19 protein-coding genes are annotated in these 14,212 nt (G+C 55.6%); 8 read left to right on the top strand and 11 right to left on the bottom strand.

What is annotated here, in order from left to right; all coding sequences use genetic code 11:
- Window positions 1-23 precede the first annotated feature (23 nt).
- The 4 genes from ACZ5M3_RS09255 to ACZ5M3_RS09240 form a co-directional block, all read right to left on the bottom strand.
- Window positions 24-743 carry an ABC transporter ATP-binding protein gene (locus ACZ5M3_RS09255; RefSeq protein ID WP_464839339.1) on the bottom strand — a complete coding sequence of 240 codons (720 nt, stop codon included), beginning with the start codon at window positions 741-743 and terminating at the stop codon, window positions 24-26.
- Entirely contained in the window at window positions 740-1,447 is a 708-nt protein-coding gene (locus ACZ5M3_RS09250) for an ABC transporter permease (RefSeq protein ID WP_464839338.1), read from the bottom strand. The genes ACZ5M3_RS09255 and ACZ5M3_RS09250 overlap by 4 nt, the downstream gene beginning before the upstream one ends.
- 39 nt (window positions 1,448-1,486) lie before the next feature.
- Complete coding sequence (locus tag ACZ5M3_RS09245; RefSeq protein WP_464840880.1) at window positions 1,487-2,521, bottom strand: ABC transporter substrate-binding protein; 1,035 nt, start codon at window positions 2,519-2,521, stop codon at window positions 1,487-1,489.
- 117 nt (window positions 2,522-2,638) lie between these two features.
- A complete protein-coding gene (locus tag ACZ5M3_RS09240) occupies window positions 2,639-3,037 on the bottom strand; it encodes a DUF2240 family protein (RefSeq protein WP_464839337.1) in 399 nt (132 codons plus the stop codon).
- A gap of 98 nt (window positions 3,038-3,135) precedes the next feature.
- On the opposite strand from ACZ5M3_RS09240, the gene ACZ5M3_RS09235 reads away from it, so the two are divergent.
- The 3 genes from ACZ5M3_RS09235 to ACZ5M3_RS09225 are packed head-to-tail and all read left to right on the top strand — an operon-like array spanning window position 3,136 to window position 5,044.
- Window positions 3,136-3,522, top strand: coding sequence for a PaaI family thioesterase (locus ACZ5M3_RS09235; RefSeq protein WP_464840879.1), 387 nt, complete (start codon window positions 3,136-3,138; stop codon window positions 3,520-3,522).
- 49 nt (window positions 3,523-3,571) lie between these two features.
- The gene (locus ACZ5M3_RS09230; protein ID WP_464840877.1) at window positions 3,572-3,862 is read left to right on the top strand and encodes a PadR family transcriptional regulator; all 291 of its coding nucleotides are present in this window, start codon (window positions 3,572-3,574) and stop codon (window positions 3,860-3,862) included.
- 3 nt (window positions 3,863-3,865) lie between these two features.
- Entirely contained in the window at window positions 3,866-5,044 is a 1,179-nt protein-coding gene (locus ACZ5M3_RS09225) for an MFS transporter (RefSeq protein ID WP_464839336.1), read from the top strand.
- 50 nt (window positions 5,045-5,094) lie between these two features.
- Here the strand turns inward: ACZ5M3_RS09225 and ACZ5M3_RS09220 are convergent, their stop codons facing one another.
- From ACZ5M3_RS09220 to ACZ5M3_RS09200, 5 genes are all read right to left on the bottom strand, one after another.
- Window positions 5,095-5,310, bottom strand: coding sequence for a hypothetical protein (locus ACZ5M3_RS09220; RefSeq protein WP_464840876.1), 216 nt, complete (start codon window positions 5,308-5,310; stop codon window positions 5,095-5,097).
- Between the two features lie 39 nt (window positions 5,311-5,349).
- Complete coding sequence (locus tag ACZ5M3_RS09215; protein WP_464839335.1) at window positions 5,350-5,604, bottom strand: hypothetical protein; 255 nt, start codon at window positions 5,602-5,604, stop codon at window positions 5,350-5,352.
- Window positions 5,605-5,680: 76 nt separating this feature from the next.
- Window positions 5,681-7,903 carry a S1 RNA-binding domain-containing protein gene (locus tag ACZ5M3_RS09210; RefSeq protein ID WP_464840874.1) on the bottom strand — a complete coding sequence of 741 codons (2,223 nt, stop codon included), beginning with the start codon at window positions 7,901-7,903 and terminating at the stop codon, window positions 5,681-5,683.
- A gap of 34 nt (window positions 7,904-7,937) precedes the next feature.
- A complete protein-coding gene (locus ACZ5M3_RS09205; protein WP_464839334.1) occupies window positions 7,938-9,116 on the bottom strand; it encodes an MFS transporter in 1,179 nt (392 codons plus the stop codon).
- A 160-nt stretch (window positions 9,117-9,276) separates the two neighbouring features.
- Window positions 9,277-10,746, bottom strand: a complete 1,470-nt coding sequence (locus tag ACZ5M3_RS09200; protein ID WP_464839333.1) for an S-layer protein — start codon at window positions 10,744-10,746, stop codon at window positions 9,277-9,279.
- Between the two features lie 67 nt (window positions 10,747-10,813).
- On the opposite strand from ACZ5M3_RS09200, the gene ACZ5M3_RS09195 reads away from it, so the two are divergent.
- From ACZ5M3_RS09195 to ACZ5M3_RS09175, 5 genes are read left to right on the top strand one after another with little or no spacing between them, the layout of a single operon-like run.
- On the top strand, window positions 10,814-11,350 hold the full coding sequence (locus ACZ5M3_RS09195; protein WP_464840872.1) for a DUF2391 family protein: 537 nt from the start codon (window positions 10,814-10,816) through the stop codon (window positions 11,348-11,350).
- The gene (locus ACZ5M3_RS09190; protein ID WP_464839332.1) at window positions 11,351-12,388 is read left to right on the top strand and encodes a DUF3226 domain-containing protein; all 1,038 of its coding nucleotides are present in this window, start codon (window positions 11,351-11,353) and stop codon (window positions 12,386-12,388) included.
- Window positions 12,389-12,428: 40 nt separating this feature from the next.
- Window positions 12,429-13,133, top strand: a complete 705-nt coding sequence (locus ACZ5M3_RS09185; RefSeq protein ID WP_464840870.1) for an HAD family hydrolase — start codon at window positions 12,429-12,431, stop codon at window positions 13,131-13,133.
- A gap of 24 nt (window positions 13,134-13,157) precedes the next feature.
- Complete coding sequence (locus tag ACZ5M3_RS09180; protein ID WP_464839331.1) at window positions 13,158-13,352, top strand: hypothetical protein; 195 nt, start codon at window positions 13,158-13,160, stop codon at window positions 13,350-13,352.
- Window positions 13,352-13,606, top strand: a complete 255-nt coding sequence (locus ACZ5M3_RS09175; RefSeq protein ID WP_464839330.1) for a type II toxin-antitoxin system RelE family toxin — start codon at window positions 13,352-13,354, stop codon at window positions 13,604-13,606. Before ACZ5M3_RS09180 ends, ACZ5M3_RS09175 begins: the two co-directional genes overlap by 1 nt.
- On the opposite strand, the gene ACZ5M3_RS09170 is transcribed toward ACZ5M3_RS09175, so the two are convergent.
- On the bottom strand, window positions 13,607-13,999 hold the full coding sequence (locus ACZ5M3_RS09170) for a type II toxin-antitoxin system VapC family toxin (RefSeq protein ID WP_464839329.1): 393 nt from the start codon (window positions 13,997-13,999) through the stop codon (window positions 13,607-13,609).
- Window positions 13,986-14,210 carry a type II toxin-antitoxin system VapB family antitoxin gene (gene vapB / locus ACZ5M3_RS09165; RefSeq protein ID WP_464839328.1) on the bottom strand — a complete coding sequence of 75 codons (225 nt, stop codon included), beginning with the start codon at window positions 14,208-14,210 and terminating at the stop codon, window positions 13,986-13,988. The genes ACZ5M3_RS09170 and vapB overlap by 14 nt, the downstream gene beginning before the upstream one ends.
- Window positions 14,211-14,212 lie beyond the last annotated feature (2 nt).

Here is a 14,212-nt window from a genome sequence, read left to right as displayed (position 1 = left end):
CGCTAAAAAGGTTAAAACCCTTATCAGAACAGCTCCCCTCTTATGAACCTCCTCGTCAGCTCGTTCTTCGGGTTCTCAAAGATATCCTCAGTTTTTCCCAGCTCAACTATCCTCCCGGCGTACATGTGGGCGACTCTGTCGGCGAGCCTCTTTGCCTGGAACATGTTGTGGGTCGAGAAGACTATCGTCGTTCCGTTCTCCCTGGTGATCTCCCTCACGATGTCCTCTATTATGGCCGAGTTCGTTGGGTCAAGATTAGCGGTCGGCTCGTCCATCAGGAGGAGCTCCGGCTCAAGGACTATCGCCCTCGCTATGGCAACTCTCTGCTTCTCGCCGCCGGACAGCGTCTTCGCCTTTCTGTTCCCGTAGCCCTCAAGCCTCACGAGGGAGAGCACCTCGCGGACTCTTCTCTCGACCTCGGCCTTGGAATAGCCCCTCAGCCTCAGGCCATAGGCTATGTTCTTGAAGACGGTGGTATTGAACATGATGGGGGTTTGAAACACCATCGTGACCTGCTTTCTCAGCTCCCCGGGCCGATTCCAGTTTACCCGCTTTCCATCAAAGACGTACTCCCCGGAGTCGGGCCTCTCAAGTAAGGCCAGAATCCTCAGGAGGGTGGTTTTCCCGGCCCCGCTGTGCCCCATGACGCAGAATATCTCGCCCCTTCTGACCTCAAGGCTCACGCCGTCCAGCGCCCTGTGGCCCCCGTAGGTCTTGGTCAGGTTCTCGACCCGTACTATCATTCCAACCACTTCCGCACGAGGTTTGAAAGCAGGTTCACGGCCAGGACTATGCCCATGAGGATTATCCCCAGCGCTATGGCAACGCTTATCTCCGCCCTGACGGTGTACATCTGTATGGCCGTCGTGAGAACCCTCGTGTTGTAGACGCCGCCCCTGACGTAGACGTTGCCGCCGATCATGAGGGCTATGCCGAGCTCGGCTATGGCCCTGTTGAAGGCCGCTATGATTGCCAGCACTATCCCACCGACGCTCTCCCTGACGACCTGGAAGGAGGCACGCAGTTCATCCGCACCGAGGGTCAGCGCCAGCTCCCTTATCTCACCCTCTATGGACTCCAGCGAGTTCACAACTATGCTCATTATTATCGGGGTTATCAGGAGGGCCTGACCGATGCTTATTCCCATCTCGGTGTAGAGAAGGCCGAGAGAACCGAGCGGACCGAGTGGGACGAACATGAGGTACAGCACGAGACCCCAGATAACGGTCGGGACTCCCATGAGGCCGTTTATCAGGGTCTTGACAAGCCACTTGCCCGGGAAATCCTTCAGGCCGAGGAGCACGGAAACAGGCAGTGACCATGCCACAGCCATCAGAGTTGCCACACCCGAAACCTTGATGGAGCGGAGGGCTATCTCTATCACGTAGGGGTCGTCTATCAGCTTCACCGCCTCTGAAAATCCCTGGATTATGTAGTCCCACGCCATCTTTCATCCACCCGGAGATGGAAGGAAAGAATAAAAGGCCTAGCCCTCGACCACCGAGGCCGGGAACTCGAAGAAGCCGTAGGTAGCGTTGTACCTGAACTTCTCGGGGCACTCGGTGTATTTGTCACCGTCCTTCATGAAGCCGTACTTGATGATCCACCTGAAGACCTCCCCCTGTTCATTCTTGAGAACCGGAACGGCGGGATAGAACAGGGGCCTCCCGAATTCCTCCTTGCCGTACTCGGCTATGGCCTTCTGCCCCTCATCGCTGGTGAGCCACTCGGCGAGGAGCATCGCGTCCTCAAAGTCCTTGTCGGGTATCTTCTTCGGGTTGATGATGATTATGGCGTAAACGTTTATGAGCTCCTCCCCCTTGTCAACGAGGACGTCAAGGTCTATCTTGCCCTCCTTCTGGTACTTGAGGTACGTCCCTATGTCGGAAAGGGTGTAGGCCTTTCTCTCGCTCGTGTAGAGGAGGGTGTTCCCCATTCCAGCGCCGGTCGTCCCGAACCAGCTCTCGTTCTTCAGCTCGTTGAAATCAAAGCCGGCCTTCTTCCACAGGGCTATCTCCTTCGTGTTGGTTCCCGAACCGTCGTCCCTTGAGACCCAGACGATTTCGTTGGGGTGGGCCCTTCCGTACTCGACGATTTTCTTAAGGGCCTCTGAAACGCTCAGGCCCCTTATTCCAGCGGGGTCGTCCTTCGGGCCGACTATCACGAAGAAGTTGTACGCGAAGACCTTTCTGTTCACGCCGTAACCTTCTTCCATGAATGCCTGCTCCTTTGGGAGGGCATGAACGAGTATGGCATCGCTGGCACCGCTTTTAGCATCGAGAATTGCCCCCCCGGTACCCTTGGGAATAAAGCGGAGCTCTATGTTGTACTTCTCTTTGAAAACCGGCGCAACCACGTCCTCAAGTATGCCTGTGTCGTAGAGGCTGGTGGTGGTTGAAATCGTAAGAACCCTGGGCTTCTCCGTCGCCGTCTGAGCTCCGCCGGTGCCCCCTATGCACCCGTAGGAAAGCCCGGTAATGAGCAGGACCAGCAAAACGAGTACCTCTGCCCCCTTATTCATAGTGCCCACCGTTAGCTGGGTGAAGACAGAACTTATAAACATTTCTGTCCATTTTAAGCGGTTTTGTTTAACAAAAGTGCGCCCCTCCGGGAAGCCCCGGGCTGAAAAGTGCGAGAACTAAAGCTCAAGCCTATCCCTGAACCGGGACATATCAACTCCCTTGTCCATTCCAAAGAGGTAGGCCAAAACCTTCTCGTCCAGGTCGCCGTAGCGCTCGCGCATCGATCCGATGCCTTCGACGACCTCCTCCCTCTCCCAGCCAAGGGATTCGGCTATGTAAGAGACCATCTCGTTGAAAAAGTCCTCACCGGCCTCCTCCTCCGCGAGCAGGGCTTTGTTGACGACCAGAAGGCCGTCCTTTTCCTCAAGGAGCCCCTCCTCCAGAGACTTCGCTATTAGCTCCTTCGCGGCCTTCACGTCCATCAGGCGGAGGCTGAAGGAGAGTATCCCAACGAGCTCGCTCCGGGTGAACTCCAGGGAGCCCTTGTACTCAACCGCGCGTTTTATCGGGTGCACGCAACCACCTAACTTTTTTAGGGCGCTGGAATAAATAAACCTTTGCATACCGCCGTTAGATGTTTAAGCACCGGCGAGAACTCTAAACGGTGATGCCGATGGGGCAGAGGACTCACAGGTTAACCTCCGAAAAACTGGTTGGAAAGCCCGTGAAAATTGAGGAGAACTACGCGGAGGTCGTCTTGAAGACGACTGAGGAGATGGCCGTTGATGAGTACGGACTCGTTCACGGCGGCTTCACCTTCGGACTGGCCGATTACGCGGCCATGCTGGCCGTTAACGAGCCCACGGTTGTCCTCGGAAAGGCAGAGGTCAAGTTCCTGAAGCCGGTTAAGGTCGGGGAGAAGCTCACCGCTCGGGCAGAGATAAAAGAGGATCTCTGGAGGAAAAAGCTTGTATGGGCAGAGGTCTTCAACGAGAGGGGAGAGAAGGTCTTCGAGGGGATCTTCCACTGCTACGTGCTGGAGAAGCACGTGCTCGAATGAGCCAAAATTTTTTAAGCCGTAATATCTTATTTCGATATCGGTGTTCGATATGAAGTACCGCGACTTCCTGGCCCTGCACATACTCCACCATGCGAGCGAAGAACCTGTCACGGGCTCGTTTCTGATGAAAGAACTTGAGAGACACGGTTACCACATCAGTCCGGGAACGATGTACCCCCTCCTTCACTCCCTCGAAAAGGAGGGCCTCCTGAAGAGCCACTGGGAGGTGAGGGATGGCCGGCGGGTCAGGATCTATGAGATAACGGAGGCCGGCCTGAGTGCCCTCAGCGAGGGTAAGGAGAGGCTGAAGGAGCTCTGTCTCGAACTGCTGGGGGAATGAGGAATGGAGGAAAGGGAGAAGAAGATCTTCGGGATAAGCTGGAACGTCTTCCTGCTCGGGATAGTCAGCTTCCTCAACGACATGAGCAGCGAGATGATAATGCCTGTTATGCCAAGCTACCTGATGGAGGTTCTCGACGCCAGAAAGCTCCTCAGCGGCTCCGTCATGGGGGCGATAGAGAGCATGAGTTCCCTCTTTAAGGTGGCCTTCGGCTACGTGAGCGACCGATTTAGAAAGAGGAAGGTGTTCGTCTTCGCCGGCTACGCCCTCTCAACCCTCGCCAAGGGCGCTTTAGCGCTCACCCGCTACTGGTGGGACTTCCTGCTCCTGCGCGCGGTGGACAGGATAGGTAAGGGTGTAAGAACAGCCCCGAGGGATGCCCTGATAGCGGAGTCGAGCGAGAGAGGAAAAACCGGGAAGTCCTTCGGCTTCCACAGGATGATGGACACGCTCGGCGCCGTGGCAGGTCCGCTCGTTGCCATAGGCCTCATCGAGCTCCTCAAGGGGCTGCCTTCCGAGACAATGTACCGCTACATCTTCCTGCTCTCGGCCGTTCCAGGGGCGATATCGCTCTTCGTGATAATTCTCTTCGTGAAGGACAGGGGCGGTGAGGTCAAGAAGAAGATCAAGGGAATTTCAACGCTGAAGAACAGAAACCTGCAGCTCTTCCTGGCGGTCGTTGCCATCGGGGCGCTGGGGAGATACAGCTACGCCTTCACGATGTGGAAGGCGCAGGAGCTCGGCTACTCAGTGGTACAGAGCATAGCGTTCTACGCACTTTTCAACCTCATCTACGCCCTCTCGGCCTACCCCCTCGGCGTCATCTCGGACGGCTTCGGAAAGAGAAGGCTGATTACCATAGGCTTTGCTGTTGCGGCTTTGGCGGCCCTGGCTTTCGCCTACGCGAGGGACTTCTACACCCTCATAGCGGCCTTCGTCCTCTACGGGGTCTACATAGCGATAGAGGACACGATTCCGAGGGCATACATGGCGGATCTGGCCAAGGAGTACGAGAAGGGGACGATAATAGGGGCGTACCACACCGTCTTCGGCATCTTCGTCCTCCCGGCGTCGGTGATAGCGGGCTGGCTCTGGGGGAGCTACTCCCTGGCGTACTCCTTCACCTTCGCCGCGGCCATGAACGTCACCGCCATGATTTTAATGACCTTCGTGGGGGAGTGAAGCCCCCAATTTCATTAATTTCAGGTAGAAAAGGTAAGAAGGGGTGCGGCTCATGCCCCAAGTTTCCTCAGCTCCTCCTTTCCAACCAGAAGAGGCCTCCCGGCTTCAATGACGTAGCTGAGCTCCCACTTAACTTCGCCCCTGTTCATAGCCCTTGCATAGCGCTCGGCTATCTCCTCAGCCTCCTCAAGTGAAGACGCCTCGACGATCCTCCTGACGTACCACTTCATATCGCCGAAGCGAAGCTTGAACTCCGCCAGGTACATGGGCACCACCGCAGAGAGTTGGATGGGGACTATAAAAACCTAAGGCTCCATCGCCCGATAAATTCCCTCGACCTCCCCTGCCTCGAAGACCTTCCCGCCTTCCTTCGTCCTCAGCTCTATGAGAACCTTTTCGGGTTTTTTCTCCACTTCAATCTCAACCTTCCTGGTGCTTAGAACCTGGATGAAGGCATCCCCAAGCCTCTCGAACTCAAAAACGAGTGCGTCCTCCTCCCAGCGGTGGCCGCGGTAAGAAACGCCGCCCATTCTGAAAGTAACTTCAAGAACGATTTTCATCAACATTCCCCCACATTTTCTTAGGGAGGTGATTCTCGCGAAAGGTTAAAAAGGTTGGGAGAAAGGGAGAGGAGCATCAAGCCTTCTTCAGCTTGACCACCTGCTTGGCGAACTCCTCAAGCACTTCCTTCCTCATGCCCTCGAAGAACTTTATTGAGCCCGCGTAGCTGTGGCCGCCGCCCTCTATTCCGGCACTCGGTAGCGTCTCCTGAAGCTTTGGAATTATCTCGTTCAGGTCGAAGCCGTAAGCGGCCATTCCATCTGCCGCCCTGACCACCGCGAAGTCCGGGCCGTAGGCGAGGGTGAGTATTGGAGAATCCTCGCCGTACTTCTCCTTGAAGTGGTCGTGAATTAAACCGGAGAGCTTGCCCGGGCTTGGATAGGAGAACTTCGGGGCGAAGAGCTCGATGTCTATGGTGTTGAACCTTATGCCGTTGGGCAGGACGACGCTCTTGACGTGGGGCAGTGAAGCCCTGAGGGCCTTCTCCTGCTTTTCCTTGACCTCCGGGTAGATGGCGTTTATCAGCTCGCGGTGCCTCTGGAGGTTGCCGGTCAGGAGGAGTATCTCGTCGATTATCCCGTGCCCGTCCATGAACTTCCAGAAGTAGGCCTCGTGGTCTATCACCTCGGCTATCTTCTTGAGGTCCTCCTCGTCGAGGCCTTTAGCCTTCTTTGCTATCTCAAGGTACTGGTAGAACTCCGGGGCCTTGCTCCTGTCTCCGGTTCCCGCTATGGCAGGAAGGTGCTTTATCCTGTCCTCAACCTTAGGGTTGATGAAGCGCGCCACCTCCGTCGCGAGCATTCCGGCGGTTAGCTCGTAGTAGCCGCGCTTGATGTGGTGCGGGTTGACGTGGACGTCAACGTAGTCGTCCACCTTGGCCCTGTCCTCGCTCACCCACTCGCGCGGGTCGTGGTGGTCTATGACGACTATGGGGACTCCATAGGCCCTTATGCGTTTGTAAGCAGGAATGTCCTCGCTGGTTCCGCCGTTGTCGACTATGACGAGGAGCGGAAGGGGGTCGCCGAACTTCTCATGGTCCTCGACCATGAATATGATGTCCTTGAGGACATCCTCCAGCTCGTAGAAGGGCGCCCTGCTCGGTCTGCGCTTGAAGAGCTTCCACCTCGCACCGGAATCCGGTGACACCTCCTCGATGAGCGGGACTATCGCATACTCAAGGGCCAGGCCCGAGGTGTAGCCGTCCGCGTCTGCGTGGTGCCTCAGGAGGATGGGCCTGCCCTCGTAGATGGCCCTGCGTATCATGAAGGCGGCTTTCATTATCCTGGGCTTCAGGGCCTCAAGAACCTCGCTCTCCACAAGGAAGCCGACGTCCCGGGGCTGGGCCTTCCTGTCGAGCTCCTCCTCTATGCGCTTTTTGACCTCAGCCGCTTCCGGTCCCCACAGCCTCGTCATGTCGCTGGTCTCGATCTGTATCTCCCCTGCGTGGAAGGCCACTTTGCCTATTACCTCGACGACGTCGCCCACGTTTATGTTGGGATATGCCCTGACGCCCGGAGCCTCAAAGGCGGCAGCCCAGGTTATTCCAGTTCCGTCGGTTATCGTGAAGACGGTTGGGCCACCCGTCACCTGTATCTGGGTCACCTTGCCCCTCAGCCTCACCGTCTGGCCTGCCATGTCCTTGCTGAGCTCGCCGATTGGAGTAACCGGAAGCTCCTTCCTCACAGTCACCTCCTTGTAGTGCTTGAGCGCCGACTCGATGAAGTCCACTTCGCCCTTGTCGGGGCGGACGTCGAGAACCTGAACGAGAATCTCCTCGCCGGGCTTGTACTCCCTGCCACCAAGGAGGTCCTTCCGCCTTACGAGGCCCCTAACGTGCGGGTTTAGCCTGACGAAGATGCCAAAGCGCTCCACCCTGTCGATGGTTCCCTTGTAGACGTTGCCGACCTCCACGTCCTCCAGGTCACAGGTCTTATCGAGGAGGTAGACCACCTTGTACTTCCTCATGCATTCCGAGCAGACCCACGTTGTCTCCATGCCGGGCTCCCAGGGCTCCTTAACCTTACCGCAGATGTCGCAGGCAAGAACCCTTCCGGTACCCCCGCAGGTCGGACACGTATCGTAAACCGGAACGACGCCCTTTCCGTGGCACTCGGGACAGGGTATCTCGTCCACCTCGTCCTCAACACCGAGGTAGTCAAGGTTCCTGTAGCCCTTCAGCTTGTCCCCTACTTTGAAATCAGCGGGAACGTACCCCCACCCCTCGCAGACGGGGCATTCCTTCTCGCCGGCCTTGATTTTCCCGGTTCCGTGGCACTCGGGACAGTCCTTAACCACCATGAGCATCACCCTAGAAACCTCTCATCTGAGAGACCTAGGCCGGCTCCGGCTTATAACCTTTTGTCTCCGCCTTACCGAAGAAGCCCCAGAAGACCACCATGGAGAGGCTGTACAGGAGAGCGGTTATCATGAACGGCCAGGTGAGGGAGAGATCAAAGAGCCTGCCGCCCAGGTACTGCCCCACACCAAACGTAGCGGTCCATGACAGGTTGTTGAGTGCCATGACGGTTGAACGCTCCTCCTTTTTGAAGAAGCCCACCATAAAGGAGTTCCAGATCGGATTGACGATGTTCATGAGGATGGTTCTGACGGTGTAAATAACCGCGGCTATGAGGAAGGTTGGGGAGAATGGCATCGCCGCTATAAGGAGGCTGGCGCTCCCGTTGAAGGACACTATGGTCTTGACGCTGCCGAACCTGTCCGCTATCATCGGAAGCAGGAACATTCCCAGCCCCATGATGAACTGCTGGAGGGCGAACAGCCACCCGATGTTCTCCAGGCTGGTTCCAAAGCGCTGGTTGAACCAGAGCCCCATGTAGGGTATCGTAACCCCCGCACCCAGGCCGATGAGCGCGCTCGGAAGGGCGAAGCGTCCTATCCTGACGAGAAGGGTCCTGTTGAGCTTGAGCTTCTTTTCTGTCTCGGCCAGAACCGACCTGACGAACAGCACCAGGACGAACCTCACCGGGATTATCACGAGGACTAAAGCGAAGACCTCCCTGTACGGGAGATACCTCGGCAGGAAGCCGGCCAGAATCAGGCCGACGGCTGAGCCTATGGTTCCCATTGCTGAAGAGAGGCTGAAGAGGTAGTGCCTCTTCTCGTCACTCACCTCGCCGCTGAGCAGTGCCATGTAGGATGGGTTCTCAAAGGCCATACCGATGCCCACAAGAACGCCTCCGATGGTCAGGAGGGCTATCGTGGGGTAGGCCACCTGAACCAGCCTGCCGAGGAACATCAGGGAGACTCCCAGGAGGACCGCCTTTTTGTAGCCCATTTTCGTGCCGAGGGGACCGGAAAAGAGGAGAACGCCGGCCTGAGCTATGGTGGACATGGAGAAGACTATCCCGATGTCGGTGTAGCTGAAGCCGAGGGACTTCAGGTAAAACGGGAAGATGAACCACGCTATGTTGCCCCCAAGCCAGGAGATGAAGGAGTAACCCACGAGCAACCACGCATCTTTGCTGAATCCCCTGTAGTTCTGCAGCGACATGAACGTTCAGACCGCTGTCGAGTATATAAACTTACCCCTCACCCAACCGAAAAGTTTATTAAAAATTTCGGGAATTACTCAGCGTTTAAATCAAAAATGCGGCTCTTTCCTCGCTCAAATGAGCAAGAGTAAAATTGGAAAAACGGGATAAAATAAGATTTCACATTTCTTCCATGAACTTCTCCACGGCGAGCCTTGTCTCGGCGTAGGTCTTTCCCGCGAGGATTATGACCTTGTAGTTCTGGTTTTTCGGGTTCTTGAGCTCCTTTATCACGTAGCCCTTCTGGCCTATTTCGGCCTTGATAGCATCTATGGTGTTCTTTCCGTAGGCCTGCTCCAGCAATGCCCAGGCCTTGTTGCTCACCCATCCCCCGACTATTATGACGTTCTTGTCGGCCGGGAAGCCCTTGAGCTGGGTGTCCTCGATGATGAACTTGTAAACGTCGTCCGTAGCCTCAATCTTAGGTGCGGTTATGGAGACCTTCTTGGTCACCGAGACAACACGGACGAAGCGGTAGCCCTCAACCCCGACTACCTCACCCTCGTTGTTCTTTGTGAAGACTGGAACTATCTCAAGGCCCCAGTTCGTGGGCAGCTTAAGGGCAGAGCCCTCGCCTATGAAGACCCTCTTGAAATCGGCCAGGCTCTCGTTGACGTGAAGGTAGAGGATGTAGAGGTTGTTGTTCGGGTCTATGTCCCAGACCCACTGGCCGCTGTAAACGTCGCCGTCCTGGTACTGCTTGACCTTCTCGTAGTACCCGTAGTTGTAGGTGACCATGAGGGTTCCGCCGACGCCAACGAAGAAGTCGGTGGGGGCAAAGAGGAACAGCTCTCTAACGCCCCTCTCAAGGAGTTCGTTGATCCTTGCAGATGGGTATGTGCTGAAGATCTCAAAATCCTCGTTCCCATCAGCATCAACGTACATTATGTAGTAGCTTCCCTTCTCCATGGTCTTCTGTTTTATCATGCCGCTCGGATACGTGAGGTCAACGAGCATCTCCTCCTGGTTTATGTTTATATCCACGAACTTTATGCCCCAGCTCCCGACGGATATGCTCTCACCGAGGGAGCTTGAGGTGGAGTCAACCTCCGTGTAGGCGTAGAAGTACATCGTGTCCTTCCCGTCGACCGTCGTTGAGATGACCCTGTAGTCACCGCCGATGTCGAGGGGGGTCGTGTTCTCGTTGAATACTATCTCCACGCTCCTGTCGGTGAACTCGGCGGCTTTTTTGGTGGAGTTAAAATCGACGCGCGAGAAGTTGACCTGGATGACTATGCCGTGCCCAACGGGCTCGTCGCTAACGTTAACACCGACGTCAGGCATGTCGCGGGAGTTGAGCTTGTAGGTCTGGTTTTCATCGGGGATGAGCACGCTGTGGTACTCAACCGGCACAGAAACGGTCTTTGTATACGTTCCCTGGGAAACGCCCTTGAGAACAAGAAAAGCACCGAGTCTCGAACCTGTTATAGCGTCCTCACCTATGTGAAGCGGCACTCCGTTGACTATCTTGGTGGTGGGCAGAACTATCACTGTGTTGGAAGAATTGATCCCCGCAATCGCTGCGTTGATCGGCGTAAGGAGCAGGCCCAGAACTATCAGGCCCATAAACAGAACCAAAGCCCTTTTCATCGTTTATCACCGATTTAAAGTGCATCTCAACCTTTATAACCTTTCCCCGGAAGTTAATTCTGCGATGATGAGTGAATCCAATGCTGACCGGATGATGAACCCCGAACCTGAGCGCCGGATTGAAAACGAAAGGCAAACCAAAATGGAGAAACAGCTTGAGGAGCTCTACTCCAGCATCCAACAGCTGAAAAAAGAGAACGAGGAACGGAAAGCTCCAGACCAGCTTGGGTGGGACGACATCGCCCAGGAAATCATAGGCGCGGTCACCTTTGCCCTTCCGTTTCTCTTCACGGCGGAGCTGTGGGAGATCGCCAAGGACATCTCGGTTGAACGCTCCCTTCTGGTGTTCCTGATGACCCTAGGAGTCGCCTACCTGTTCATCGCCAAATCCCGGATAGGGAACCTCAAGAGAGAGGAGCTGTTTCACGTCCCCAAGAGGCTCCTGACGGTCACGGGGATAGCGTACTTCATCTCAGCCGGACTGATATACCTCTACGGGATAAACAGCCTGGCCGACTTCACGGCCGGACAGTACCTCAACGCTACCATACTTATAAGCACCTTCGCTGTGATAGGTGCGATAACCGTTGACATGGTGAAGTAAATGAGGCTAGTGACAGGAAAAAGGTGGGAAGCGTTTGCAGACGAAAAATCCCTGCTCTTTCCCGAATACCGGAAGAACCGCGGTGAACTCATCGACTTCGTTGATTCACTGACCGGGGAGGAAACCGTGGTCACGGCGAGCCTTGAGCTTGTCGATTTAATCGCCTGGAAGTTCAGGCGGGGCGAGGAGAACGTTCTCGTGTACTCCGACACCGGGAAGAGCCTCACGCTCAAGGAGGTCTACGAGCTGAGGAAATACCTCGACTTCGACGTCCGCGGCGGCTTCTCCGGGAGAGGGGGTGAGACCAGCGTCCTCTTCGTTGAGGGCAAAACCGACGCCAAGTTCTTCAAAGCGGCCTTCAAGAAGCTCTTCGAGTTCAAGGAGAGCCGGGAGGCACCGCACAGCCTGAGGTTCATCGAGCGCGTCTTTGAGAGGGACAACTTCGACCTGCTCAAGAGGGAGGAGGATGACTACTACCTCGCGGTCATCCCGAGCGAGGGCAACTCCGGGGTGATAAGGAACCTCGGAAACTTTCTGAGGGCGATGGAGGTCTTCGACTTCAGGGTTGGGAAAATCGGAGTCGCCATCGACATCGACGAGGACAGGGAGAGCGCTCTCGCCTCGATAACCGGGAAGCTCTCAGGATTCAAACACGAAAAAACACGCCTCGGCTACAAAGTTGGAGAAACCGAGGTAATACCGCTGGTAATAGGCCTCCCCTTCGAGGACGATACGATAGAGTGGAAGAAGCCAACGGTTGAAGACCTCATGCTCCACCTCATAGCGAGGGAGGGACTGCTTGAGAGGATAAAGCCCGGTCTCAGGGCCCTCAACGAGAGCCTCGGGAGGAAACTCAAGCCCAAGGAGGTCATGTACCTCGCTTTGTCGGCCTACGGCCACTGGGGCAACCTTGAGGGATTCTACGAGCTCTTCGTCATGCGCTCCCGGTTCAGGAACCTGAAGGCTGTCCTCAGGGAGGCCCGCCTGATGGGGGGGCTCTTCTACCTGGCCGGAAGGGAAGGGGAAAGGAGGCGTTGAGTTTTTAATCCCCCATCCCCAACCCAACCCGGTGGTGGAGATGAAGCTCGCTTCATTCGACGTCTGGAACACCCTCCTGGACATAAACATCATGCTCGACGCCATGGCGGTTGAGCTCTCCAAGCTCATGGGGACGTGCCTGATAGACGTCGTCGAGGGGATGATGCTGGCACGGGGCAGGATAAAGCGAATGAGAGCTGAGGGTGAAGGCGACCCCGCCAGAGCTCTTGAGGAGAGCCAGGAACTCCTGGCGGGGCTGTTTGAGATTGACGTGGAGCTGGTCAGGAGGGCGGCTGCCAGGGCCGTCCTGAAGGTCGGGGACGAGATAGTACTTCCCGGAGCTGAGGAGGCCCTCAGGGGCGTTAAAAAGAGGGGCCTTAAGGTCACCGTCACGGGCAACGTGATGTTCTGGCCCGGCTCTTACACGCGCCTTCTGCTGGAGAGGTTTGGCCTGATGGATCACATCGACAAAACCTTCTTCGCCGACGAGATTCTGGCGTACAAGCCACTGCCCGAGATGTTTGAGAAGCCGCTGAAAACATTTAACGTCGAGCCGGAAGAAGCGATCCACATAGGCGACACATACGCCGAGGACTTTGAAGGGGCGTTGAGAGCTGGAATGTGGGCGGCCTGGATAAACCCCGAGGCAGAGAAGGTCAGAAAAATCCACGAGCGGGGCTTTGAGGTGCCGAGTGTTGAGGGTATTCTGGAGGTTCTGGAACTGACAAAAGGAAAGAATATTTAAGTTAATGCACCAAATATAAACACGGTGAGGAGTTTGAGTGAGGTCATTGAAAGGCTGGAGAGAATAGAAAAGCTGCTCATAGCGCTTAACTCAAAAGTGGATAACTTTCTCGGATATGAGAGCCTGACGAAAAGAGAGCGCGAAGAGATTAGACAGATGAGAGAAGAGGTCAGGAGAGGCGATTTCGTGAAGTTCGAGGAGCTCTTCGGTGAAGACTGATGTACGAAGTCGTCTTCACAAAGAAGGCCGCCAAGCAGGTTAGAAACCTCCAGGATGCCCACAGAAGAAAACTTAAAGAAATCATCGTTGCCCTCTCGGGAAACCCCTTTTCTTACCCTTACAAAAAGATCCGCGGAGAGGAGCACACTTACAGGATACGGGTCGGACAGTTCAGGATCCTCTACGAAGTTGACGACGAAAACAACAGAGTCGTGATATTCAAAGTCGAACGCCGGGAGAGAGCATACAGGTAATTAGGTAATGAGCTTCGCTTTTACATAATTCTTGGCCGCATAGTACTGCCCCTCGTCCGCAGTGTGAAGTTCCGCGTTGAGGGCTTCGGCGAGGGCTATGTAGAGGGCGTCGTAAATCGTGATGCCCTCCTTCAGGGCTATTTCGAGGCCCCTACCGAAGAAGTTCTCAGCCCGGAATAACAGCATCCCCTCTCCGAGGAGCCTCAGAACAGTTACAAGGCTTTTGGCACTCTCCTCCGTTGCCCTGCCCCTTTTGACGGCCTTCCATATGGCGTTCATCCCCTCAACGAGCGCGTAGTCCAGCGTTGCCGTGTCAGCCCCGAGCTCTATTTCTTCCCAGCCGGGTTCCTTGAGGAGAACTTTAACGAGGACGGACGCGTCAACGACTATCACGGTCATCCCTCACGGATTTTGCTGCGAAGCCCGTTTCAACCGAGACTGGAATTCGCTTGAGTATCTCCATAGCCTCCTTTATCTTTTTCCTCCGTTCCTCCTCGTCTATCTTCTTCCGTATGAACTCCCTTATCTCCTCGCTCCAGTTTATGTCGAGTTCCTTCATCTTGACTTTCAACTCGTCGGGAACCCTTATGGTTATGACCGCCATGC

The sequence above is a fragment of the Thermococcus coalescens genome, assembly GCF_055392585.1.
This window is presented reverse-complemented; position numbering and strand designations above follow the sequence as displayed.